This window comes from Methylomonas sp. MS20 (assembly GCF_050275925.1).
Taxonomy (GTDB): Bacteria; Pseudomonadota; Gammaproteobacteria; order Methylococcales; family Methylomonadaceae; genus Methylomonas; species Methylomonas koyamae_A.
The window spans coordinates 5,330,863-5,353,626 of record NZ_CP189962.1 but is presented as its reverse complement, the minus strand read 5'-3'; the positions used below and the strand labels follow the sequence as shown (position 1 = coordinate 5,353,626).

22 protein-coding genes are annotated in these 22,764 nt (G+C 57.2%); 14 read left to right on the top strand and 8 right to left on the bottom strand.

The features are described from left to right. Positions 1 to 2: 2 nt before the first annotated feature. Positions 3 to 467: a 23S rRNA (pseudouridine(1915)-N(3))-methyltransferase RlmH gene (gene rlmH / locus ACQE3D_RS23875; protein ID WP_064028363.1), complete on the bottom strand. Its 465-nt coding sequence runs from the start codon at positions 465 to 467 to the stop codon at positions 3 to 5. Between the two features lie 238 nt (positions 468 to 705). Between rlmH and ACQE3D_RS23870 the strand changes: the two genes are divergently transcribed. The 7 genes from ACQE3D_RS23870 (at position 706) to ACQE3D_RS23840 (ending at position 12,438) form a co-directional block, all read left to right on the top strand. Continuing rightward, complete coding sequence (locus ACQE3D_RS23870; RefSeq protein ID WP_313731020.1) at positions 706 to 2,178, top strand: complex I subunit 4 family protein; 1,473 nt, start codon at positions 706 to 708, stop codon at positions 2,176 to 2,178. A gap of 62 nt (positions 2,179 to 2,240) precedes the next feature. Then, positions 2,241 to 5,405, top strand: a complete 3,165-nt coding sequence (locus tag ACQE3D_RS23865) for a DUF2309 domain-containing protein (RefSeq protein ID WP_313731021.1) — start codon at positions 2,241 to 2,243, stop codon at positions 5,403 to 5,405. Beyond that, positions 5,402 to 6,973, top strand: coding sequence for a proton-conducting transporter membrane subunit (locus tag ACQE3D_RS23860; protein WP_313731022.1), 1,572 nt, complete (start codon positions 5,402 to 5,404; stop codon positions 6,971 to 6,973). Before ACQE3D_RS23865 ends, ACQE3D_RS23860 begins: the two co-directional genes overlap by 4 nt. Beyond that, positions 6,970 to 8,511, top strand: a complete 1,542-nt coding sequence (locus ACQE3D_RS23855) for a complex I subunit 4 family protein (protein ID WP_168028518.1) — start codon at positions 6,970 to 6,972, stop codon at positions 8,509 to 8,511. The genes ACQE3D_RS23860 and ACQE3D_RS23855 overlap by 4 nt, the downstream gene beginning before the upstream one ends. Further along, entirely contained in the window at positions 8,504 to 10,039 is a 1,536-nt protein-coding gene (locus ACQE3D_RS23850; protein WP_313731023.1) for a complex I subunit 4 family protein, read from the top strand. The genes ACQE3D_RS23855 and ACQE3D_RS23850 overlap by 8 nt, the downstream gene beginning before the upstream one ends. A gap of 175 nt (positions 10,040 to 10,214) precedes the next feature. Beyond that, positions 10,215 to 10,847 carry a carbonate dehydratase gene (gene can / locus ACQE3D_RS23845; protein WP_064024003.1) on the top strand — a complete coding sequence of 211 codons (633 nt, stop codon included), beginning with the start codon at positions 10,215 to 10,217 and terminating at the stop codon, positions 10,845 to 10,847. A gap of 31 nt (positions 10,848 to 10,878) precedes the next feature. After that, positions 10,879 to 12,438, top strand: a complete 1,560-nt coding sequence (locus tag ACQE3D_RS23840; RefSeq protein WP_281021763.1) for a SulP family inorganic anion transporter — start codon at positions 10,879 to 10,881, stop codon at positions 12,436 to 12,438. Here ACQE3D_RS23840 and ACQE3D_RS23835 read toward each other — a convergent pair. The 3 genes from ACQE3D_RS23835 to ubiA all read right to left on the bottom strand — a co-directional run bounded on the left by ACQE3D_RS23835 (position 12,427) and on the right by ubiA (position 14,660). After that, a complete protein-coding gene (locus ACQE3D_RS23835; protein ID WP_168028512.1) occupies positions 12,427 to 12,888 on the bottom strand; it encodes a nucleoside deaminase in 462 nt (153 codons plus the stop codon). The two genes, ACQE3D_RS23840 and ACQE3D_RS23835, sit on opposite strands and share 12 nt — an antisense overlap. A 72-nt stretch (positions 12,889 to 12,960) precedes the next feature. Next, the gene (locus tag ACQE3D_RS23830; protein ID WP_313731025.1) at positions 12,961 to 13,707 is read right to left on the bottom strand and encodes an MgtC/SapB family protein; all 747 of its coding nucleotides are present in this window, start codon (positions 13,705 to 13,707) and stop codon (positions 12,961 to 12,963) included. A gap of 89 nt (positions 13,708 to 13,796) precedes the next feature. Then, complete coding sequence (gene ubiA / locus ACQE3D_RS23825; protein ID WP_313731027.1) at positions 13,797 to 14,660, bottom strand: 4-hydroxybenzoate octaprenyltransferase; 864 nt, start codon at positions 14,658 to 14,660, stop codon at positions 13,797 to 13,799. Positions 14,661 to 14,979: 319 nt separating this feature from the next. Here ubiA and ACQE3D_RS23820 point away from each other — a divergent pair, with 319 nt between their 5' ends. Continuing rightward, the gene (locus ACQE3D_RS23820) at positions 14,980 to 15,858 is read left to right on the top strand and encodes an AbiJ-NTD4 domain-containing protein (RefSeq protein WP_427551338.1); all 879 of its coding nucleotides are present in this window, start codon (positions 14,980 to 14,982) and stop codon (positions 15,856 to 15,858) included. 134 nt (positions 15,859 to 15,992) lie between these two features. Next, on the top strand, positions 15,993 to 16,586 hold the full coding sequence (locus ACQE3D_RS23815) for a hypothetical protein (RefSeq protein ID WP_313731029.1): 594 nt from the start codon (positions 15,993 to 15,995) through the stop codon (positions 16,584 to 16,586). Positions 16,587 to 16,804: 218 nt separating this feature from the next. Here the strand turns inward: ACQE3D_RS23815 and ACQE3D_RS23810 are convergent, their stop codons facing one another. Genes ACQE3D_RS23810 through hldE form a run of 3 tightly spaced genes read right to left on the bottom strand, consistent with a single transcriptional unit; the run spans position 16,805 to position 18,822 of the window. After that, a complete protein-coding gene (locus ACQE3D_RS23810) occupies positions 16,805 to 17,071 on the bottom strand; it encodes an antitoxin (RefSeq protein ID WP_313731030.1) in 267 nt (88 codons plus the stop codon). Further along, positions 17,061 to 17,360 carry a toxin gene (locus tag ACQE3D_RS23805; protein ID WP_313731032.1) on the bottom strand — a complete coding sequence of 100 codons (300 nt, stop codon included), beginning with the start codon at positions 17,358 to 17,360 and terminating at the stop codon, positions 17,061 to 17,063. Before ACQE3D_RS23805 ends, ACQE3D_RS23810 begins: the two co-directional genes overlap by 11 nt. Positions 17,361 to 17,391: 31 nt before the next feature. Continuing rightward, positions 17,392 to 18,822, bottom strand: a complete 1,431-nt coding sequence (gene hldE, locus ACQE3D_RS23800) for a bifunctional D-glycero-beta-D-manno-heptose-7-phosphate kinase/D-glycero-beta-D-manno-heptose 1-phosphate adenylyltransferase HldE (protein ID WP_313731034.1) — start codon at positions 18,820 to 18,822, stop codon at positions 17,392 to 17,394. 73 nt (positions 18,823 to 18,895) lie between these two features. Between hldE and arsC the strand changes: the two genes are divergently transcribed. The 3 genes from arsC (at position 18,896) to ACQE3D_RS23785 (ending at position 20,929) form a co-directional block, all read left to right on the top strand. Then, positions 18,896 to 19,243, top strand: coding sequence for an arsenate reductase (glutaredoxin) (gene arsC / locus ACQE3D_RS23795; RefSeq protein WP_313731035.1), 348 nt, complete (start codon positions 18,896 to 18,898; stop codon positions 19,241 to 19,243). Positions 19,244 to 19,253: 10 nt separating this feature from the next. Next, positions 19,254 to 19,850, top strand: coding sequence for an NAD(P)H:quinone oxidoreductase (wrbA, locus tag ACQE3D_RS23790; protein WP_064023992.1), 597 nt, complete (start codon positions 19,254 to 19,256; stop codon positions 19,848 to 19,850). Between the two features lie 245 nt (positions 19,851 to 20,095). Beyond that, entirely contained in the window at positions 20,096 to 20,929 is an 834-nt protein-coding gene (locus ACQE3D_RS23785; RefSeq protein ID WP_071160720.1) for a thymidylate synthase, read from the top strand. Between the two features lie 88 nt (positions 20,930 to 21,017). Here the strand turns inward: ACQE3D_RS23785 and smbP are convergent, their stop codons facing one another. Beyond that, positions 21,018 to 21,353, bottom strand: a complete 336-nt coding sequence (gene smbP / locus ACQE3D_RS23780) for a small metal-binding protein SmbP (RefSeq protein WP_064023990.1) — start codon at positions 21,351 to 21,353, stop codon at positions 21,018 to 21,020. Between the two features lie 99 nt (positions 21,354 to 21,452). Here smbP and nth point away from each other — a divergent pair, with 99 nt between their 5' ends. After that, a complete protein-coding gene (nth, locus tag ACQE3D_RS23775) occupies positions 21,453 to 22,088 on the top strand; it encodes an endonuclease III (protein ID WP_313731037.1) in 636 nt (211 codons plus the stop codon). 105 nt (positions 22,089 to 22,193) lie between these two features. Then, positions 22,194 to 22,739, top strand: coding sequence for a hypothetical protein (locus tag ACQE3D_RS23770; protein WP_168028499.1), 546 nt, complete (start codon positions 22,194 to 22,196; stop codon positions 22,737 to 22,739). The last annotated feature ends 25 nt before the right edge of the window (positions 22,740 to 22,764 follow it).

The following is a 22,764-nucleotide window of genomic DNA, read 5'->3' as shown; positions in this document are numbered from 1 at the left end:
GGTCAGCGGTGGTAAGGATGGTGGTTGAGCAGACTCCAGGCCCGGTAGATTTGTTCGGCCACGACGATGCGTACCAGCGGGTGGGGAAAGGTCAACGGCGACAGGCTCCAGGATTCCTTGGCGACGCTTTTGACTTGCTCCGACAGGCCCTCCGGGCCGCCTACCATCAACGCTACCGGTTGGCCGTTGCCCAGCCAGCGTTGCAGGGCTTGCGCCAAATCCGAGGTGGCCCAGGGTTTGCCGGGGATATCCAGGGTCACGACGTGAGCTCTGGGCGGCAACGCCGCCAGCATCCGCTCGCCTTCGTCGCGGGCGATACGAGCAATGTCGCCGCTTTTGCGCTTATCCGGCGCGATTTCCCGCAAGACCAGTTCGCATTCGCGCGGCAGGCGTTTGGCGTATTCATTATAACCTTGCTGTACCCAGTCCGGCATCTTGTTGCCGACTGCTATCAGGTGAATTTGCATCGTGGTTTGAGGCGGACACCGAGGACGCGGTGGCGGCCTGCGCGGGGTTAAAAAGTAGCGTCGCCCGTGGGCCACGCCAGCCGGCTAGAGTACACGAAGCCGCCGGATTTTTAAACCGAACGGCCGATTCCGGCGCCGAGCCGGCCCGGAAAACGGCCCAAGCCGCGAATTCAGGCTGGTCAAGCCGGCCCGGCTGCCTTTAGAATGGCCGGAATTGGACTTCAACCACCACCTCGAAATGGCGATTTTAAGCGCGTTGCTGTGGACCCCGGCGCTAGGGGCGCTGATGTTGGTACCGGTTTCCGGCGACCGTGTCAGGCTGATCCGCATCCTCGGCAACCTCGTGAGTCTTTGCGCGCTGGCCTTGGCCGGCAAGCTGTTGTTGGATTTCGACGCCGGCGACAGCGCGATGCAATTCGGCGAATTCTATCCGCTCAATCCCAAGCTCGGCAGCGCCTACGCGCTCGGCATCGACGGTTTGTCGCTGCCGATGCTGGTCTTGGCCACCTTGCTGACCGCGATTGCGTTGCTGGCTTCGGTGTCGGTCAGCGACGGCGTCAAGGGTTATCATATCTGCGTGTTGCTGCTGGAATTCGGTATGTTGGGCGTGTTCATGGCGCAGGATTGGGCGCTGTTTTACATTTTCTGGGAAGTCACGCTGATTCCGCTCTACTTCCTGATCGATCGTTGGGGCGGCAAGCGCCGCCACGCGGCCAGTCTCAACTTCGTGTTGTACACGATGGGTGGGTCGGTATTCATGTTGCTTAGTCTGCTGGCGATCAGCGAGTACGACCTGGAAAAGCAGGGTTCGCTGATGGCGGCAATGGGTCAGGCGGCGCAAACCATGCCGGTGGTCGAGCAAGTTCTGGTTTTGCTGGGTTTCTTGATCGGCTTTGGCGTCAAAATGCCGATTTTCCCTCTGCATGGCTGGTTGCCGCTGGCGCACGTCGAAGCCCCCAGTCCGATCAGCATTCTGCTGTCCGGTATCCTGCTGAAGATGGGCGCCTACGGTCTGATCCGGTCGTGCGTGATGCTGCCGGTCGCCGCCCAATTGCTGCAGCCGGCGTTGCTGTTCCTGGCCTTGTTCGGCATGCTCTACGGCGGCTTGCTGGCTTGGCGGCAGACCGACATCAAGGCGATGGTGGCCTATTCGTCCTTGAGTCATATGGGCGTGGTGCTGCTGGGCATCGCGGCGTTGAATCATACCGGTTTCACCGGCGCGATTTTGCAGATGACCGCGCACGGCCTGATCGCCGGCGCCTTGTTCCTGCTGGTCGGACTGCTCTACGAACGCACCCATACCCGTCACCTGCCGGACTACAGCTCGCTGGTCCAGGTCATGCCGCGTTTCGCGGTGTTTACGACGCTGACCTTGCTGGCGGCGATGGGCTTGCCGGGCTCGGTCGGATTCGTCGCCGAGTTGCACACGCTGATCGGCGGTTTCCGGCAATGGGGCGGCTTGATGGTGTTTTTCAGCCTGAGCATCCTGATCAGCGCCGCTTACGCGATGCGCACCGTCGGCCTGTTGTTTACCGGACCGGTCAAGCCGAAAATGCGCGAGATCGCCGATTTGCGGCCGGTCGAAATGCTGGCGTCCGGGGTGTTGGTCGGTGGCATCGTCGCGTTGGGTTTGCTGCCGGCGCCGCTGATCGAGTTGTCCAGCGTCACGGTGGATAGAATGTTGGCGGTGATAGGAGAGCGCCTGCCGTGAATTGGATAGTCTCTCCGGCCGGCCGCGTGGATCGCCGCCCTGCCGTTTTCCGGATTTAAGCCATGTCAGCCTCCACCGCCGCCGGCCGGGAGCCGCGCCAAATCGTTCTGGACGCCATTGCCCATCTCGATCACGTGTTGCCCGGCCAGGCGCCGATCCACGATTTCGTCCACCACAACACCCTGCACGGTTTTCAACATCTGCCGTTCGAACAGGCCTTGGCCGAATTCACCGCACTGACCGGTATCGATTGTTATCTACCGATCGAGCGCTTTCGCGAGTTTTACCGGCAAGGGCGGATTTCCGACGCCGAATTGGACGCCGAACTCGCCCGCCATTTCGGCGACGACATCGAATCGGTGATCGCCCGTAGCGGCGGCCGGCCGGTCACGCTCCGCGCGTTGTACCGCTTGGCGCTACTGGAAGACATCAGCCCGGTGTCCCCGGCGCAATGGTCCTGGCAGGTCGGCGAACTGGGTGTATTGGCCGAGCCGGAAGCCGCTGCCGCTTGGCGGGCGCTGCTGGCGATTCTGGAATTGCGCGAACCGCAACTGCATGCCGAGGATTTGCTGGATTTGAGCGCCGAGCAGGCCGAAGATTGGCTGAGCGGCGAAGGCGATTTGCGGCAACGGGCGGCTGGCGTCGTTGACGAGTGCTTTGCCCGGATCGGTCACGGCTTGAGCTTACGCGGTTTGCTGGCGGCGCTGACCGGTGTCGATGTGCTGGATCAGGTGCGCCCGATATTAATCGGACTGTGCGCCTCCTGGCTGGACGAAGGTTTGGCGGCCTGGCAGTTGCCCGACCGCGAGGGATTGGGTTTATATCGGGCCTGGCGGCGCAATTTGGCTTTCGATCCTAGCGGTTTTTTTCACGATCTCGACGATTGGGACGATATAGTCGCGGCCCTGCCGGACGATGCCGCCGATGCGGTCGTTCAGCAACTGCAAGCCCTGGCGATACCGGAACAGCGCTGGTCCGGTTATCTGCAACGCTTGGCGCTGGAACTGCCGGGTTGGTCCGGCTTGATCAATTGGCGGCAGACCCATCCCGGCTACCGGGACGGCGCGGCTCGCCCGGAATTGGCTGACTACTTGGCCCTGCGCTTGATTTTGGATCGGGCCTTTCTGCAAACCCATTGTCGGACCCTGTGGCACTGCGATGCCCGCTACGACAAATTGGCGGGTTATTTCGGCAAGCACGTTTACGAATTTTTCGTGCGCGATGCCTTATTCGGCGGCGGCTTGCCGGAATATCTGGTGCAAGCCTGTCAGGTGCAGATCGCCGACGGCGGCCGCGATAAGTCGGCTTGGCAAGGGCTGGCGGAGCGGATCCGGACTTGGCAACGCAGCCCGCTGGCTGCGGTAGGCGGCGGCTTGGCGGTTTACGATCACGGCTGGCGCTTGTGGCGGATTTGCCGGGCCTTGGGGTTGAACGCCGCCGAGATCGCGCAGTTGAGTAAGGCCCAGTTGCTGCATTGGCTCAGCGCCAGCGACGGGTTCGACGACAGCGCCCGGCGCCGGGTCTGGTTGGGGGCCTACGAACGCCATTACCGCGATCAGGTGTTGCAAGCACTGCACGCCAATCGGCGACGCGGGCGCTGGGCGCGCCGCGAGCACCGTCCCGCCGCGCAAATCGTGTTTTGCATGGATGATAGAGAGGAAGGCTTCCGCCGCCATCTGGAGGAACTGAATCCGGACGTCGAGACCTTGGGCGCGGCCGGATTTTTCGGGGTGCCGATGAATTACCGGGGCTTGGACGATGCGGCCAAGACGCCGTTGTGTCCGGTGGTGGTCGTGCCAGCCCACGATGTCGAGGAACAAGCCGCGCCGGGCACCGCGCCGCTTAGGGCGAGCCGGCATAGGGCCGGCGGCGGAGTCGTGCGCGGTCTCGCGGATTTTATACACCACCGCTTGCGCCGCGATCCCTGGCTGGCTTATCCGGCAATCAACGCGATGGCGCCGTTGACGCTGGCCGGCTTGGTCGGCAAGACCCTGTTTCCCAGGACTCAACAAAATTTGCTGGGCGTCGCAGCCAAAATCGTCGCGCCGGATCTGAAGACTCGACTGAATTTTTCCGCGACCGAGCCGACCCCGGCCACGCCGGAGCAGCCGAGACTGGGGTTTACCGACCTTGAGCAAGCCGAGCGGGTCGCCGGTTTTTTGCGCAATACCGGCCTGACCTACGGCTTTGCCGAATGGGTGGTGTTGATGGGCCACGGCTCGATGAGTCGCAACAATCCGCATCTGGCCGCTTACGACTGCGGTGCGTGCAGCGGCCGGCACGGCGGGCCGAACGCGCGTTTGTTCGCGGCGATGGCTAATCGTGCCGAGGTGCGGCTGCTGTTGGCGGAACGCGGCATCGTCATTCCGCCCGATACCTATTTCATTGGCGCCGAGCACAATACCTGCGACGAAGACATCGCTTGGTACGATCTGGACGGTTTGCCGGCCGAGCGCCGATCGGATTGGCTTAATCTGAACGAGCAATTACGCCATGCCCAACGCATGTCGGCCCACGAACGCTGCCGAAGGCTGGCGTCGGCGCCGCGCCGGCCCAGGCCGGCTCAAGCGCTGCGGCATTTTTTGAACCGCGCCGCCGATTTTTCGCAAGCCCGGCCGGAATTGGGCCACGCCACCAACGCGGCCGCCTACGTCGGTCGGCGCGCGGCTAGTCAGGGCGCGTTTTTCGATCGGCGCTTGTTCTTGATTTCCTATGATCCGACCCAGGACCCGAGCGGCCAAATTCTGGAAGGTATTTTGCTGGCGGTCGGCCCGGTCGGCGCCGGCATTAATTTGGAATACTACTTTTCCACGGTCAACAACGAGCGGCTGGGTTGCGGTTCCAAGGTGCCGCACAATCCGACCGGTTTCTTCGCGGTCATGGAAGGCGCCGGCAGCGATTTGCGCACCGGTTTGCCCAAGCAGATGATCGAAATTCACGAGGCGATGAGGCTGCAACTCGTGGTCGAGGCCAAGATCGGCGTGCTGACCGAGATCTACCAACGGCAGGACGGTCTGCGGGAATTGATCGGTGGCGGCTGGGTGCATCTGAGCGCCCAGGACCCCGATAGCGGGGAGATTTTCGTGTTCGAGCGCGGCGACGGCTTCGTGCCGTGGCAGCCGTTGCCGGACGAATTGCCGATCCGGGAAAATTCGCCGGATTGCTACCGCGATGCCGTTGAGCCGGTGGCGCCGATGCTGATCCGGCAAGCGGGAGTCGAGCGATGAGCGCGTATTGGTTGGCCTTGGTACCGTTGTTGCCGCTGTTGTCGGCGCTGGTGATCGGCGCTTTACAGTTCGGCGGCGCGCTGAGCGGCGATGCCGGCGAAAAAGTCACGGCCCGATTGGCTTTGCTGGGGATAGGCGCGGCGACGCTGCTGGTGTTGGCGCTGGCCTGGAATGCTTGGCCGGCCGGGCTGGACGCACAGGCCTACGGCGACTGGCTGCGGCTGGGCAAGATCAGTATCGGTCTGGAGCTGGCCGGCGACCGGTTCCGCCTGGCAGTGGCCGGGGTGTTCGGTATTTTGCTGTGGGTGACGCTACGTTTCTCGGTCAATTATATGCACCGCGAGGCCGGCTTCCACCGCTTCTTCTTCCTGCTGAGTTTGTTCTCGGCGGCGATGTTGTTGCTGGTGCTGGCCGGCAATGCCTTGCTGACCTTCGTCGGCTGGGAACTGGCCGGCTTGTGTTCGTATTTGCTGATCGGCTATGCCTACGACAGGCCGATCGCGACCGCTAATGCGTTGCGGGTATTCGTTACCAATCGGATCGGCGACGCCGGTTTTGTGCTGGCCATCGGTCTGAGCCTGGCCTGGCTGGAAAGTTGCGACTGGCGAGCGATCAACGACGGCGCGGCGGATTTGGAAAAAGGCGACGCTTTGCTGTTGGCGACTTGTTTCGCGTTGGCGGCCAGCGTCAAGTCGGCGCAATTTCCGTTTACGTTCTGGCTGGGGCGAGCCATGGAAGGGCCGACGCCGTCCAGCGCGATTTTTTACGGCGGGGTGATGACCCACGCCGGGGTATTTTTGCTGATTCAATTGCAGCCCTTGTTCGAGCAGGCGCCGCAGGCGATGGCCCTGTTGACCGAGCTCGGCGCGTTGACCGCGCTCTACGGCTATTGGGTCGGCTTGAGTCAGACCGACATCAAGAGTTCGCAGATTTTCGCGGCGGCGGTGCAATTGGGCTTGATGTTCGTCGAATGCGGGCTGGGTTGGTGGACGCTGGCGTCCTGGCATTTGCTGGCCCACGCGGTGGTGCGCTGCTATTTGCTGCTGTCGGCGCCGTCGATTTTGCAAGCCACCGCCTGCCGGCCGACCGCGCCGGTGCCGGCTTGGCTGGCGCGGCGGCGCTGGGCGTTTTGGGTGTCGCTGCAGCGCGGCTGGTTGGAACCGGCGCTGGATCGGCTGTTCGTCAAGCCGGTGCGGCGCTTGTCCGAGGATTTAAGGTATCTGGACGAGCACGTCATCGATCCGGCCCTGGGCGCGCCGGCGCCGGCGATGCGGGCGATTTCGTCGCTGGCGCAATGGGAGGAGCGCAAGCTCGGCGCGAATTTGGACAGCGACCGCGACAGTTTCGCTTACGGCAGCGGTCTGGCCGGCAAACTGGCGCAATGGAGCGCGGCGCTGTTGGGCTGGTTCGAATATCGCTTCATTTTGCGCGGCATCGGCGGGGACAGTATTCGGTTCGGCCGGCGCTTGGGACGCGCCGCCAACCGCTTCGAGAAATTGCTGCTGAGTCCGCGCTATTTGGCGCTGTTCGTTCTGATTACGTTGATGGTGGCTCTGGGATACCGATGACAACCGATATCGTTTATTGGCAAGCCGCTGCCGCGTTGCCGGTCTTGAGCGTTCTGACCTTGTTGCCGCTGCTGACCGCGTTGGCGGTGATGGCGGCACGGCCGCCGCACGCGCTACGCCTGGCCTTCGCCGGCGCGTTGCTGAACGTGGCCTTGAGCGTTTACATGCTGTGGGTGTTCGATGCCGAAGCCCCCGGCATTCACTTGGCCGAGAGCGTCGAATGGCTGGGTCTGCATTACCGCACCGGCGTGGACGGCACCAACGTGCTATTCATCCCACTGGCGGCCATCCTGGGCTTGTTGGCCTTGGTCTATACCTTGATTACCCGCCACCGCGACGACCGTTTGTTCGTCGCCTGCCTACTCGCGTATCAGGGCATTCTGATCGGCGCGTTCAGCGCGTTGAACACCTTGCAGTTTTGGTTTTGGTGCCTGTTGGAACTGGTGCCGGTGGTGCTGCTGACCGTGTTTGCCGGCACGGGCCGCCAACGCAACCGGGTCGTCAAAGCGGTGTTGCAATACTGGCTGTCCGGACTGGCGATGAGTCTGATCGGTTTCGTGCTGCTTAGCGGCGGTCTGGCTCAGAACGGCATGCCGCTCAGTTTCGATTGGTTGGCGCTTAAGCACCACGATTTGGCGATTCCCAACGAGACCTTGATCTTCATCCTGCTGCTGTTCGGTTTCGCGGTGCGGATGCCGCTGTTTCCGTTTCACGCCTGGCTGCCGCCGTTGGCCGAGCACGGCACCGCCGCCAGCGCCGCGATCTTTCTGCACGGCATCAAGCTGGGCATCTATGCGCTGATTCGCTTCATCCTGCCGCTGGTACCCGGCGCCGCCGAGCAATGGGCGCATTTCGTGCTGACCTTGGGCTTGATCGGAATATTTTACGGCGCGTTGTTGGCGCTGATGCAGATCAACATGCGTCGGCTGGTGGCCTTCGCGGTGATCAGCCATACCGGCATGCTGGCGATCGGGGTGTTTTCGTTCAACGATTTCGCGTTGGAAGGCAGCATTCTGTTGTCGGTTGCCTACGGTCTGGCGACCGCCGGCATGCTGTTCAGTATCGGCCTGATTTACGAACGGACCCGGACTTCGTTTCTACCCCGCCTGGGCGGATTGTTCGAGACCAACACCACGCTGGCGTTGCTGTTTATGATTTCGGCGTTGAGTACGATGGTGATGCCCGGCACGCCCGGCTTCGACGCCGCGCATTTGTTGATCGAAGGCACGATAGAAGAGCACGGCTGGCTGATCGCGATCGCGATATTGCTCGGCAACGTGCTGGCCGCGGCATTTTTGCTGTGGGCGTTTCAACGCCTGTTCATCGCCCACCCGCGGCGTTGGGTGCAGCCCTACGGCAGCATACATCATCCGGTCATCAAGGAACGCATCATTGCCGTCGTGATTTGCGGCTTGTTGATCGGCACCGGCTTTTACACGACGCCGTGGTTGAAATTCATCGATCAGGAAGCCAGCGAAATCGGCGAACACTACCCCGCGCACCATAGCCACCATCGCAATACGCCGCATCATGAGTAACGGATTTCCGCTGTTATCGCTTTGTCTGTTCTGGCCGCTGTTGGGAGCGCTGCCGTTGGCGGCGCCGATCGGGCGGACATCGGCGCGGCGTTGGGCCTTGGCGGTGGCCGGGTTGGAGCTGCTGTTTTGTTTGTGGGCATTCGCGGCATTTCGGCCCGAGGACGGCGATTTCCAACTGGTCGAAGACCATCCCTGGATACCCGGCTTGAACGCTCGATTTTTGCTGGGCGTGGACGGCATTTCGATCGGTTTTCTGCCGATGACCGCGCTGGTGACCTTGGCGGCCCTGCTGACCGGCTGGAATGCGGTGCAGCGTCTGAACCGGTTTTATCTGGCGCTGCTGCTGGCCTTGGAAAGCGTGACGATAGGCGTGTTTACCGCGCTGGATACCGTGTTGTTTTTTTTGTTTTGGGAACTGACCCTGCCGCCGCTGTTTTTTTTGATCGGTTTGTGGGGTGTCGGTCCGCATCGGCGCTACGCGGCGATGAAATACACCTTGTATATGTTGTTCGGCGGCGTGCCGCTGCTGTTTGCGTTCATATTGCTGGCGACCGCCGGCGAGCCAGGCGCGTTGCCGGTGTTCGGCTTGCCGGAATTGCTCAGGTCGCCGCTACCGGCTTCGGCGCAGACGGTGGTGTTCGGCCTGCTGCTGCTGGGTTTCGCGGTCAAGGCGCCGCTGCTGCCGTTTCATACCTGGCTGCCGACCGTGGCGATGGAGGCGCCGCCGCAAATCGCCGCGTTGCTGCTCGGTTTGAAACTGGGGGTTTACGGCATTGTGCGTTTCGCGATTCCGCTGGCGCCGGCCGCCGCGTCCGAATACCGCTGGCCGCTGGCGATAGGCGGCGCGGTGACGCTGATCTACGGCGCGCTGGTCGCGCTACGGCAGACCAATCTGCGCCGCTTGCTGGCCTATGCCGGGGTCAGCCATGTCGGCATGGTGATCCTCGGTATCGCCAGTTTTAACTTGTCGGGTTTGCAAGGCGCGCTGATGCAGTTGTTGAATTTCGCCAGCGTCGCCGCCAGTTTGATGCTGATCGCCGGCATGTTGCAACAACGCCTGGGCAGTAACGACGCATTGCAGTTGGGCGGCCTGGCCAAGCCGTTGCCGCGCCTGACCGCGCTGTTCTTTCTGTTCGCGCTGTCGTCTATCGGCGTGCCGGGCGGCAACGGCTTTCCGGCCGAATTGCTGATGATTTTTGGGATTCTGCAAGCCTATCCGGTATTGGCCTTGGTGGCCTTGCTGGGAGCCGTGCTCGGCGCGGCCTATACCCTGGACTTCATCCGTAAGGGCTTTTTCGGGCCGCTAAAAGCGCCGGAATTGGCCGGATTGCGGGATTTACGCGGCAGGGAGTTGGCGGCGTTGATCGTCCCGGCCTTGTTGGTGCTGGCGCTCGGTTTGTCGCCGCAATGGCTGCTGTCCCGCCAGGAGGCCACGCTGACGGCATGGCTGTCGCGGGTGAATCCGCCGGCGCTAAGGCTCGCGCCCGTCACGGGTTTTCAGGCGCCGGCGGCGGACCGGTCGATTTAAGCCGATTTCGCGTTTGAACAAAAAGGCGGGTGAGGGTTGATTAAGCGAAGAGCTTGGAATATAGTTTTGATTCGATATTAAATGCCGAGGGTTTTCCGCCGTGTCGGGTGACCGACTGAACAAAACCGCCGGTCGAACATCTATCTCCCACCCGACACTGATAAGGAAGAGTTTTATGCATACACCCGCGAAGTTACTGTTGGAAAACAAGGCCTGGTCGCAGGAGGTTTCTTCGAAGAACCCGGAGTTTTTCAAGAATCTGGCCAAGGAGCAAAAACCCGAATTTTTGTGGATAGGCTGCGCCGACAGCCGGGTACCGGCCGATACCATCGTCAACGCCCAGCCCGGCGAAATCTTCGTCCATCGCAATATCGCCAACCAGGTCATCACCACCGACTTCAATTGCCTGAGCGTGTTGCAATACGCGGTGGACGTGCTGAAGGTCAAGCACATCATCGTCTGCGGCCATTACGGTTGCGGCGGTGTCAAGGCGGCCTTGCAACCGCAAAGCGCCGGATTGGTCATCGCCAACAAATGGCTGATGCACATCAAGGACGTCTACCGGCTGCACCAGGAGGAACTGGATTTCACCGCGCCGGACAAAAAACTGGATCGCTTGATCGAATTGAATATCGTCGAGCAGGTTTACCGGCTCGCTCATACCTCGATTATTCAGTCGGCCTGGAAACACGGCCATAAGCCGTCGCTGCACGGCTGGGTTTACGGTTTGCACGACGGTTTGATCAGCGAATTGATCAAGCTCGACCACAACACCCAAATCAATCCGATTTACCGTTACGCCGATTGAGTCACCACCGCCCATAACGAGAGAGACGCGCATGAAATCGCAAATGGATTACTATCTTAAAAATCTCGGCCAGGACGTACCGGCCAGTATCGTGGTGTTTCTGGTGGCCCTGCCGCTATGTCTGGGGATCGCGCTGGCGTCCGGCGCGCCGCTGTTTTCCGGCGTGATTGCCGGCGTTATCGGCGGGTTGGTCGTCGCCTGGGCCAGCGGGTCGCAACTCAGCGTCTCCGGCCCGGCCGCCGGCCTGACCGTGATCGTGTTCAACGCGATCGAAGCGCTGGGGAGCTTCAACGGCTTCTTGTTCAGCCTGGTGCTGGCGGGAGGCTTGCAGATGCTGCTGGGTTTTCTGCAAGCCGGTTTGATCGGCGCGTTTTTCCCGGCGGCCGTGATTAAAGGCATGCTGGCGGCGATCGGCCTGATCCTGATTATCAAGCAAACGCCGCATGCCACCGGCTACGACGCCAGCTTCGACGGCGACGAGAGTTACATGCAGGAAACCGCCGAATCCAGTTTCTTCGAACTGTTGGAAGCCTTGGAAGGCATTTCGTTGGGTGCCACGCTGGTCAGCGGGGTGGCCTTGATCATCCTGGTGATTTGGGATGCGCCGGCAATCAGGCGGATAAACTGGCTGCGCTTGGTGCCGGGGCCGTTGTTGGCCGTGGTCTGGGGCGTGTTGTTCAATCTGTGGGCGGTCGAGAATGCGCCGGCTTGGGCGATCAGCGAGCGCCACTTGGTCGCGTTGCCGGATCTCGGTAGTTTGTCAAATTTCATCGGCCAATTACGTTTTCCGGATTGGAGTTCCGTCAGCAACCCCAAGGTTTACAGCGTGGCGGTCACATTGGCGATCATCGCCAGCCTGGAAACCTTGCTGAGCCTCGAGGCGGTCGACAAGCTGGACCCGCATAAACGCGTTGCGCCGACCAACCGGGAGTTGAAGGCACAAGGCTTAGGCAACTTGCTGAGCGGGCTGGTCGGCGGCTTGCCGCTTACCGCGGTCATCGTGCGCAGTTCCGCCAACATCAACGCCGGCGGCCAAACCCGGATATCCTGCTTTTTGCACGGCGTGTTGTTGTTGGTCAGCGTGTTGTTTTTCGCCGAGTATTTGAACAAAATTCCGCTGGCTTGCTTGGCGGCGATCTTACTGCAAACCGGCTTTAAGTTGGCGAAGCCGCATTTGTTCATCGAATTCTATCGGAAGGGCTGGAATCAGTTTTTACCCTTCGTCATCACTGTCGCGGCGATCTTGTTGACCGATTTGCTGCAAGGCATCGCGATCGGCATGGCGGCCGGTATATTCTTCGTGTTGCGCGCCAATTTCCACGAAGCGATTACGTTGACACAACACGGCCAGAACTATTTGTTGCGGATGCACAAGGACGTCTCGTTTTTGAATAAAGCGCTGTTGCGTCGGCACTTAAGCAGCATACCGGACGACAGCGATTTACTGATCGACGGTACCAAGGCCTTGTTCATCGATCAAGATATTCAAGAGGCGATTGCCGATTTCCTACAGGCCGCGCCGGATCGCAACGTCATGGTAGAGTTGCAGGGGTTTAACGTGGACAACGTCGCACCCGGCTCAGGGCATTGAAGGGGCGGGCGGCAAGCCGATGTCTTCGTACCAGATGGCTGGCGACTGCTCGATAAAGCGGCGCATCAGTGCAATGCATTCAGGGTCGTTTAGTTCGACGAGTTTGACGCCGGCCTCGCGCAGCCAATCCGGGTGACCGGCGAAGTTGGCCGATTCGCCGATCACGACGGTGCCGATGTTGAATTGGCGGATTAGGCCCGAACAATACCAACACGGCGCCAGGGTCGTAACCAGGATTTTGTCGCGGTAATCGGTCTGGCGGCCGGCCTTGCGAAAAGCGTCGGTTTCGCCGTGTAGCGACGGATCGCCGTCCTGCACTCGCCGATTGCGGCCGCTGCCGAGCAGGCGGCCGTCGGCGGCAAACAACGCGGCGCCGACCGGCACGCCGCCTTCCTCGAATCCGATTCTGGCTTCATTCATAGCAACGGCCAGTAACTTTGCGTAATTCATCGGCGGCTCCACGGCGAGTTGGGGTGACGGAGTCGGCAAGTCTAGTCGAATAAGACCCGTTGCGCTCGCGGCTCAGTTGCGGGCAAACGCCACTTTGTGACCCGCGACCAGCGAGCTGGCTTGTAGGCCGGCCGACAGCGCCGGAATCGATACCGGCCGCTCGGAAGTTGCGATAAACACCAAATGCCATTCGGTGTGCTCGCCGTCGTGAACGATGGCAGTGGCACCGTCGGCGATTCGGTAACCCAGACCGGCGGCAAGCTCCCGAACCTGTTGCTCGCTGGGAATCTGGCCGGGACGGAATGTCAGTTGCACCGACGCGGAATGCCGGGAGGGCAGGATATTTTCGATATGGCCGCCCCAGATCATCGTCACCGAGGCGATCAGCGTCAGAACGATGGCGGCAAAATAAAAGCCGGACCCGCACAGGATGCCGATGGCCGACGAGGCCCAAATCGATGCCGCAGTGGTCAGGCCGCTGATGTTCAAGCCTTCCTTCATAATCACGCCGGCGCCCAGAAAGCCGATGCCGGTGACGATGCCTTGTATCACCCGAGTCGGATCGGCGGCCGGCGTCAACGGTTGCAAGCCGCCGAACCAGTAATGCGGGTAGCCGACGATGATGGTCAGGGCCGCCGACGCCATGCATACTAAGCCGTAGGTGCGCATGCCGGCGGCGCGGCCGTGAAACGAGCGCTCGTAACCGACCACCATGCCCAGCAATAGCGCGCCGACGATGTTCATCAAAATCACGACGTTGACTTCGATCTGCGGCGTGGACCAATACGAAAGCAGAATATCGGGCGAGATCGGGTTCATTGGATGTCAGGAGTAGCGGAAGACTGAGTTTTAAAACTAACCGTTGGCCGAGCGGAGTCGAAGCCGAGATAGCCGTCACTTCGCCACACTTACACCAGATAGGCCAAAACCAAGCCGGCAAATACCGCCAGCCCAAACCAATTATTGTTCAAAAACGCCTTGAAGCAGTCCGGCTTGTGAAAATAAAAAATCAGCTTTTGCTGATAGATCGCAAGACCTGCAGCCACCGTTAGACCAGCGAAATACGGCCAAGCCAGATTTTGGTCGCTGCCTATCCAGGTTAGCAGACTCAAGATGACGATTTGCAAGCCGCCGGTAATCTCCCTCACCCGTTTACCGAACAGGATAGCCGTGGATTTGACGCCGATTTTCAAATCGTCGTCGATATCGACCATCGCGTACATGGTGTCGTAGACCAAGGCCCACAGTAGGACCGCCAAGTACAGTACCCAGCCGTGCAGTGGAATATCGTTGGTCTGCGCCGCGAACGCCATCGGCACCGCGAAACCGAACGCCGCGCCCAGATAAGCCTGCGGCAAATGGGTAAAGCGCTTCATGAACGGATAACTGGCCGCCAAAAACGCGCCGATGAAGGACAGGGCTATGGTGTACCAGTTCATTAGCAACACCAAGCCGAAAGCGGTCAGGCACAATACCGCGAACACGATCAGCGCTTCCTTAGGGGTTACCTTGCCGGCGGCGATGGGCCTGAGCTTGGTTCTATCGACATGCGGATCGAAATCCCTGTCGGCATAATCATTGATCACGCAGCCGGCGGCGCGCATTAACACCACCCCCAACGTAAATACGATCAACACCAACAAATCCGGCTTGCCGTTCCCGGCAATCCACAAGGCCCACAGTGTCGGCCACAGCAAAATAAAAATACCGATGGGTTTGTCGAAGCGGGCCAGGAGCCAGTATTGGTGGAGGCGGTCTTTCAGTATTTCCATGATTCCGGGTAGTCGGTGTCGTCAGAAAGGATGTGTTTTCCAAGCATTTTAAAGCAATTTGCCAAGATAAAGCGCCTGAGAGTAGCTTGTCGGAATTTGGTAACAAATCGACGCATTGCAGGCCATTGCGTTGTCTGATTCAATAGCATAGACGTTAGCAATATTCGACATAGCGGAGATCCGCCGATGATATACAGAAAGAAAAATTATATGCCGAACATTAAGTTATCGACTTGAAGGCCATATGTCGGTGGGTATACGGAAGCTATCTAATTACTTGTTAGGTGTTCGCAATTGACCCAGTTAATTATTGATTTTTATGATGGAAATAAATTTATATTTTAGTGAACGAGAAACAGGGCTTCCACCACAAGTCGAAGAAGAAATAACAGAGCGCGCTTATCTGGGATTAGTTTCAATCATACATAAATTAATCGAAAATAACGCTTTCGGAGAAGCCTTTCCTGCAAGGTGCGGCTATCATCAGGATATATCTGGCATAAATAGAACAGCCTTTGATAATGCTCTTATTTCAGATATAGGTACAAAAGATTACGATTATATTAATTTCTATAAAGAAAAATTAAAGGTATTAGACCTGATTGAGTTTTGTTATAAATACGTTGCAAAACCAACATCAACTGGTAATGGTAGCTGTTGGAATCACGATCATTATGTTTATGATCATGAAAAAGGACAAAAAGAGTTTCGTAAATACATTAATGAGCTTTTTAAACGGCATGGGCTTGCTTATGAATTAAAAGAAAATGGACAGGTTATTCGTTTAATTCCATTTGTATTTCAAGAATCTTTGCAATCATTTTTTGATACAGGCAATGCTGAACTTAATGAATTGCTTGAGCAAGCAAAAGAAAAATATTTAAGTCCTGACCCTAATCCAACATTAAGGCGTGAAGCTTTGGAAAAATTATGGGGTGCGTGGGAGCGTCTTAAAACAATGGAAAACCCATCGAATAAGGTGAATTCAATTCAACTTTTATTTGATAAAGCTTCCAGCGAACCTAAATTTAAAGAACTACTTGATAAAGAAGGTGCTCAATTAACTAATATTGGCAACAACTTTTATATTAGGCATACTGAGTTAAATCAAACACCAATTAATTCAGGCGACCACTTTGATTATTTATTCCAAAGAATGTTTGCCATGATTCATTTGCTATTGAAGGCAAGAAAATAGCAAGCATGGCTGGAATGCTACACGCTCTTCAACAGAACTCTAAATTATTTTACGACCACACCTGACGCAACGCTCCAACGGACTCCGCTAACGCTCCGCCGCTGAGCTATGCGTTATACGGCAAAGGAAATTTCGTGGAGTATTCCGAATTAGAAAAGCTAATTGGGCGTGCCGATAGGTTTAGAAAAAGGCTTCACGAAAAACAAGGTGATGGAACCGGCTGGCCTTTTACTCTAGAAAATGGCGAAACGCATTACATATCTATTCATGGAGTTAAGTCTCCTGAAGAATTAGAAGATGATATTTCATCCATGTTTATATGGCTTTGGAATCTTAAAGATTATGTAAAGAAATATGTTGTTAAACGCGGAAAGAGCAAGGATTGGGTAGAGAATAAAGTAAATGCAGATCCATATCTATGTATATGTGCTGATTTAGCAAATGCTCTAAAGCATGGAGGTCTTGATCAAAATCCACGATTTACATCTCGTTCAGGGAAATCACCGCAGCTCGGAGTATTAAGATATCAAGTCCCACAGAAAGCAATTGGCTCGCTGTGCATCGGAGCTTATGACTTGAATGTGATGGTCACCAATCCTAAATTCGTGAATTTAGAAATGATAGTGCTCGGCGAGGATGGCAAAAAACTCGGTGACGCTTTTAAATATCTAGAGTATGCACTGAAAGCATGGGAAAAGATTGTTAGCGGTGCGGGTAAAGTCGTATAACAACCGCATTAACTCCGATCTTCGCCACGATGCGGCTCAATCAGGTTATGCAGAACGTTTTCCAGCATGCCTTCCTAGGTCGTTACGACTTCTAAACAAATTTCGGTTGCTACTTGTGAAAAATTTGCCGTTTTATATTCGAATGCTGATCTATATACGACAAAATTTTTACCTCGCGGATTTTGACGAGCGGATCATTACGGAACCGGCTAAACTTGTTATGTTTCCAACCGAATTTTGCCGGTAGCATATTGATGGACTAATGAAGAAATCAGCGTTTGGTAAGGGATACCAACATCTTGCGCGCGATTTTTAATCAATGTCACGTCGCCCAAACTCAGGCGAATAGTGACATTTTTCGATTTAGACAGATATTCTTTAGCCGCCTGTTTTGCCAAGGCAATTTCTTCATCCGCATTGATGCTGCGTACCAGTTGGTCATTTTCCAATGCGGTTAATATCGACATTTCTTCGTCATCGAACATGGTTTCCTCCTTTGTAACGTTTTTTGGCTTTGCGACTTGGAATGATGGTTTTAAGAAAAATGCCGTCTTCGTTCTGTAAAAACGGCACCAGATAAACATAATCAAGCGCCTCAACCACATAGATTTTTTGCTGCGGATACTGTACTTGATCGGGATGATCGAACACATCCAGTATGTTTCCGGCATTGATGGCCGCGATAATATCTTCAAAGCAGATACCTCGGCTTTGCTTCAGCAATTCATTTTTCTCGCGTCCAAACGTAATCATAATGTCCTTGTCTGGATACATACATTGTATTGCATTTTATTGACCGCATGCGCTAGCTGCCGGCTTTATCCTTAATCGTCTGAATAATCCCCGTCGTCGAATGCCCTTCGATAAATGACAGAATCTTCACTTCGCCGCCGTTGGCCAGTACGCTTTCGTGGCCGGCGATGCTGGTGATGTCGGTGTAGTCGCCGCCCTTGACTAGGATGTCGGGCAGTAATTGATCGATGACTTCCTTGGGGGTGTCTTGGTCAAACTCCACGACCCAGTCAACGCAGTCCAGCGCCGCCAGCATTTCCATCCGGTGTGCCAGGCCGTTGACCGGACGCTCGGGACCTTTCAGGCGTTGCACCGAGGCGTCGCTGTTGACCAATACCACCAAACGGTCGCCGAGGGTTTTGGCTTGTTGCAGGTAGCGGACGTGGCCGGGATGCAGGATGTCGAAGCAGCCGTTGGTGGCGACGATTTTTTCGCCGTTTTGCCGCGCCGCCGACCGTTCTTGCAACAAGGCCGGCAGGCTGAGTACGCCTTTTTGGTGGGCGCGCGGGCCGTGTAGCGCGTCGGCCAATTCCGAAGTATTGACGGTGGCGGTGCCCAGTTTGCCGACCACGATACCGGCCCCGATATTGGCCAGTTGCGTGGCCTCGGCCAACGGTTTTTTGGCGGCCAGGCTCGCGGCCAATACCGAGATGACGGTATCGCCGGCACCGGTGACGTCGAACACCTCGCGGGCGTGGGTGGGCAGGTGCAGCGGCGCTTCGTTCTTGCCAAGCAAGCTCATGCCGTGCTCGCCGCGGGTAACCAGCAGGGCATCCAGGCCTAGGTCGGTAATCAGATTGAGGCCGCGCTCGACGATTTGGGCTTCGTCGGCGCAGCGGCCGACCACGGCTTCGAATTCGCCGAGGTTGGGGGTAATCAACGTCGCATCCCGGTAGATCGAGAAGTCGTTGCCCTTCGGATCGACCAAGACCGGTTTTTTCAGTTGTCTGGCTAACGCGATGAATTGTTGAACCCGGTTTAGCGTACCCTTACCGTAGTCGGATAGCACGGCCACCTGCGACTGCATCAATTCCGCGTGATATAGGTGGAGCAGAGGATCGCTATCGACGGCATGAAAGCCGTCTTCGAAGTCCAGCCTGATCAATTGCTGATGACGGCTCATCACCCGCAGTTTGGTAATGGTCGGATAGCCGGGCACGGTTTGAAACAGGCACAGCACGTGGGCGGCTTGCAGCAATTGCTTTAAGGCGCCGGCGGCTTCGTCCTCGCCGGTAAAACCCAATAACGAGACTTTGGCGCCCAGCGCGGCGACATTTAAGGCCACGTTGCCGGCGCCGCCGGCCCGCTGTTCGTCGAGATTGACGTGGACCACCGGTACCGGCGCTTCCGGAGAGATACGCGAAGTGGCGCCATGCCAGTAACGGTCCAGCATCAGGTCGCCGGCCACCAGGACGCGGGCGGCGGAATAATTGGGTAATTGCATGGTGATCTGGGGCTTAACGGGAAAACGAAGGGTGCTATTATAGCCGCAACCCGATCTCGGAAAGGTGCCAAGCATGAGCGTCAAGATTTACCATAACCCGCGTTGCGGCAAGTCCCGCGACACCTTGAAACTGTTGGAATCCAAAGGGATTGCGCCGGATGTCATTGAATATTTGAAGACGCCGCCGACGGCCGGCGAATTGCGCGATATTCTCGGCAAACTGGGCATCAAGCCGCGCGATTTGATGCGGACTAAGGAGCCGGAATATAAAGATAATGGTTTGGGCGACCCGTCGTTGAGCGACGAAGCCTTGATCGAGGTGATGGTTCGCATCCCGAAATTGATTGAACGGCCTATCGTTCTGAAAGACGGCAAGGCGGCGATCGGTCGGCCGCCGGAAGCCGTACTGGCGATATTGTAACGGCGGCGCGATGGCGAATATTCTGGTTTTGTATTACAGCCGCGACGGAGGTACCGCGGCGATGGCTAGGCAGATTGCCCGCGGCATCGAGTCGGTGGCCGGCGCGGAAGCCGTGTTACGGACAGTGCCGGAAGTTTCGGCGGTGTGCGAGAAAGTGGCCGACAGTATTCCCGATAGCGGCGCACCCTACGCGACCCAGCAAGACTTGGAGAGCTGCGATGGCTTGGCGCTGGGCAGTCCGACCCATTTCGGCAATATGGCGGCGGCGCTCAAGTATTTTTGGGACGGTACCACGGCGCTTTGGTTTACCGGTGCGTTGTCGGGGAAACCGGCCGGGGTGTTTACATCGGCAGGCAGCATGCACGGCGGTCAGGAAAGTACATTACTGTCGATGATGTTGCCGTTGATGCACCACGGCATGCTGGTCATGAGCATGCCTTGCAACGAAATCGCCCTGCGCGAAACCGTCAGCGGCGGCACGCCTTACGGGCCGAGCCGCTGCGCCGAGAGCGACAACGGTTTGACCGAGCACGAAAAGCGTTTGTGCTGGGTGTTGGGCGAGCGCTTGGCAAAGACGGCGGTGGCGGTTAAAAGCCTAAACGCTTAATTCTAATTTGTCAGATTCCGTCATACCCGCCGGGAAGCGCAGGTATCCAGTGCCATGGATGGCGAGCTTCGAATCATCCATGGCGGCTAGATTCGCTCCGCGCTCTAACGGGGCCGGCAATCCATACCGGAACGATAGCCTCCGGTAAGTGGGAGCCTGAAATCTTACAAAGTTGAATTAAAGGTTGCCGCTCGCGGATTACCGGTCGTCAGGTATACTGCCCGGCAATTTTGCGTTAACCGACTATGAAAGCCTATCTGGAACTGCTCGCCGATATCATGGATAACGGCCTCGACAAAAGTGACCGCACCGGCACCGGCACCCGCTCGGTATTCGGTCGGCAGATCCGCTACGATCTCAGCGATGGATTTCCGTTGCTGACCACCAAGAAACTGCATTTCAAATCGATCGCTTACGAATTGCTGTGGTTTTTGCGCGGGGATACCAATATCCACTACTTGCGCGAGCACGGCGTAACGATTTGGGACGAATGGGCGACCGCCGAGGGCGAGCTTGGGCCGGTTTATGGCGCGCAATGGCGGCGTTGGCCGGGGCCGGACGGCCGCGAATTCGATCAAATTCAAGTATTGGTCGACGGTTTGCGGCAAAAGCCGGATTCGCGCCGTCATATAATCAGCGGTTGGAACGTGGCCCATTTGCCCGACGAGTCGGTCGGTCCGCGTGAAAATGCCGCCGCCGGCCGGATGGCCTTACCGCCCTGCCATGTGCTGTATCAGTTTTATGTCGCTAACGGCCGATTGTCGTGCATGATGACGCAACGTAGCGCCGATTGCTTTTTGGGAGTGCCGTACAATCAAGCCAGCGTGGCGTTATTGACCGGGATGCTGGCCCAGCAGTGCGATTTGCAGCTCGGCGAATTGATTATGTCCTTCGGCGACGTGCATATTTATCGCAATCATTTCGAACAGGTCGCGTTGCAACTTAGCCGCGAGCCGCTGCCGCCACCCCTGCTCAAGTTTAAACGCCGGCCGGCGTCAATTTTCGATTACGCGTTCGAGGACTTCGAGCTGGTCGATTACCGGGCGCACCCGCATATCGCGGGAACCGTTTCGGTTTAGTCGAGTAGCCCCGGCCGCATTAGGCCGGGGCCGTTTGGCGAGGTTTTAAGCAGCGGACATTTCCGCTCTGGTTTTGCTTGATTGACGCTTATTTGTTGCCGGCCTTGATGTGTTCGACCGCTTCCTCGGCGGCTTTGGTTGCCATATCGGTGTGGCCTAGTTTGCCGTGTTCGATGGCGCTTTCCAGCGACTTGACGCCGGCGCTTAAGTGGGTTTTGGCCTCACCCTTGGCGACTTCTTCGCCTTTTTTGGCGTGAGGTAGCGCGGCTTCGGCATGTTCGACCAAGACGGACGCGTGGCCGGCCTTACCGTGGACCACTGCTTGGTTGGCGTGTTCTAAAGCTGTCGCGGCATGCTCTTCGGCGAAGGCGCCGGTCGCGGCGAACAATAGGGTGCTGATGGCTAACGTGATTATTTTATTCATAAATCCCCCGAAAGTAGTTCCAATGCATCCGAACTGGATGCCTAGCAGTGACTCTCTAGGTTACCGAATGGTTCATATTTAAACCGATCTTCAACTGTCATGAATACTTCCAAGCGTCTGGCGATCTTTCAGCGATTGGCCGAAGCCATCCCCGAGCCCACTACCGAGTTAAACTACACGACGCCGTTCGAATTGTTGGTGGCGGTGGTGCTATCGGCTCAGGCCACCGACAAAGGCGTCAACAAGGCTACCGCGAAATTATTTCCGGTCGCGAATACGCCGCAAGCGATTCTGGCGTTAGGCGAAGTGGGGCTGAAGGAACACATCAAGACCATAGGCTTATTCAACAGCAAGGCGGCAAATGTCATAAAACTTTGTCAGACTTTGATCGAAAAGCACGGCGGCGAGGTGCCTCGCGACCGGGCGGCGCTGGAAGCCTTGGCCGGCGTTGGCCGCAAAACCGCGAACGTGATTTTGAACACGGCCTTCGGTGAACCGACGATCGCGGTGGATACCCATATCTTCCGGGTTGCTAATCGGACCGGCTTGGCGGCGGGCGGAAATGTATTGACGGTGGAGAAGCAATTGGACAAGACCGTACCCAAGCTTTTCAAGAAAGATGCCCACCATTTACTGATCTTGCATGGCCGTTATATTTGCGTGGCCAGAAAACCGCGTTGCGAGGCTTGTTGCATCGCCGACCTGTGCGAATTTAAAGACAAGAATTTAACCTGAGTATGCAATAATCAGAATGAACGAATACGGTTGTACATCGGTCGTAGCAACGGTTTCGGGTTGCCGACCAAAATTATTATAAAAATTCAACGAGAGGATAACAGTATGAAAAAATTCAACAAATCTCCGCTGGTCGCCGCGATGGGTACCGCCGTTTTGTCCAGTTTGGCCGTCAATGTCCAAGCCGATGCCAATCCCTTTTCGCTGACGGAAATGGATGGCGGTTACATGCAGTTGGCCGAAACTCATCCTAGCCATTCCAACGGCAGAATCAGCGAAGGTGCTTGCGGTTCGAATGCGATGGATAGCAACGGCCAAAAAGTCGTAAAAGGTGCCAAAAAAGCCGAACCTAAAAAAACTGAGGGTTCCTGCGGCGAAGGCATGTGCGGTGGGATGATGCAGGGCGGCAAAATGAAACCCGGCATGGAACATTCCTGCGGAGCGATGATGAAAGGCAAGGATGGGGCGTGCGGCATGATGATGGGCGGCATGAATCATGACAATGATAAGGATAAAAAGTCGTCCGAAGGCAGTTGCGGAGCGATGATGCAAGGTGGTAAAGGTGGAGACGGTTCCTGTGGAGCGATGATGAAGGGTGGCGAAGGTAGTTGCGGCGGCAAAGTGGACGCCGATAAAGCGGCCGGCCATTAATTCTTGGTATGACCGTATAGACCCT

Coding starts and splice junctions, on each gene's coding strand:
- rlmH (WP_064028363.1), bottom strand. CDS start 467: ATGCAAATTCACCTGATAGCAGTCGGCAACAAGATGCCGGACTGGGTA.
- ACQE3D_RS23870 (WP_313731020.1), top strand. CDS start 706: ATGGCGATTTTAAGCGCGTTGCTGTGGACCCCGGCGCTAGGGGCGCTG.
- ACQE3D_RS23865 (WP_313731021.1), top strand. CDS start 2,241: ATGTCAGCCTCCACCGCCGCCGGCCGGGAGCCGCGCCAAATCGTTCTG.
- ACQE3D_RS23860 (WP_313731022.1), top strand. CDS start 5,402: ATGAGCGCGTATTGGTTGGCCTTGGTACCGTTGTTGCCGCTGTTGTCG.
- ACQE3D_RS23855 (WP_168028518.1), top strand. CDS start 6,970: ATGACAACCGATATCGTTTATTGGCAAGCCGCTGCCGCGTTGCCGGTC.
- ACQE3D_RS23850 (WP_313731023.1), top strand. CDS start 8,504: ATGAGTAACGGATTTCCGCTGTTATCGCTTTGTCTGTTCTGGCCGCTG.
- can (WP_064024003.1), top strand. CDS start 10,215: ATGCATACACCCGCGAAGTTACTGTTGGAAAACAAGGCCTGGTCGCAG.
- ACQE3D_RS23840 (WP_281021763.1), top strand. CDS start 10,879: ATGAAATCGCAAATGGATTACTATCTTAAAAATCTCGGCCAGGACGTA.
- ACQE3D_RS23835 (WP_168028512.1), bottom strand. CDS start 12,888: ATGAATTACGCAAAGTTACTGGCCGTTGCTATGAATGAAGCCAGAATC.
- ACQE3D_RS23830 (WP_313731025.1), bottom strand. CDS start 13,707: ATGAACCCGATCTCGCCCGATATTCTGCTTTCGTATTGGTCCACGCCG.
- ubiA (WP_313731027.1), bottom strand. CDS start 14,660: ATGGAAATACTGAAAGACCGCCTCCACCAATACTGGCTCCTGGCCCGC.
- ACQE3D_RS23820 (WP_427551338.1), top strand. CDS start 14,980: ATGATGGAAATAAATTTATATTTTAGTGAACGAGAAACAGGGCTTCCA.
- ACQE3D_RS23810 (WP_313731030.1), bottom strand. CDS start 17,071: ATGTTCGATGACGAAGAAATGTCGATATTAACCGCATTGGAAAATGAC.
- ACQE3D_RS23805 (WP_313731032.1), bottom strand. CDS start 17,360: ATGTATCCAGACAAGGACATTATGATTACGTTTGGACGCGAGAAAAAT.
- hldE (WP_313731034.1), bottom strand. CDS start 18,822: ATGCAATTACCCAATTATTCCGCCGCCCGCGTCCTGGTGGCCGGCGAC.
- arsC (WP_313731035.1), top strand. CDS start 18,896: ATGAGCGTCAAGATTTACCATAACCCGCGTTGCGGCAAGTCCCGCGAC.
- wrbA (WP_064023992.1), top strand. CDS start 19,254: ATGGCGAATATTCTGGTTTTGTATTACAGCCGCGACGGAGGTACCGCG.
- ACQE3D_RS23785 (WP_071160720.1), top strand. CDS start 20,096: ATGAAAGCCTATCTGGAACTGCTCGCCGATATCATGGATAACGGCCTC.
- smbP (WP_064023990.1), bottom strand. CDS start 21,353: ATGAATAAAATAATCACGTTAGCCATCAGCACCCTATTGTTCGCCGCG.
- nth (WP_313731037.1), top strand. CDS start 21,453: ATGAATACTTCCAAGCGTCTGGCGATCTTTCAGCGATTGGCCGAAGCC.
- ACQE3D_RS23770 (WP_168028499.1), top strand. CDS start 22,194: ATGAAAAAATTCAACAAATCTCCGCTGGTCGCCGCGATGGGTACCGCC.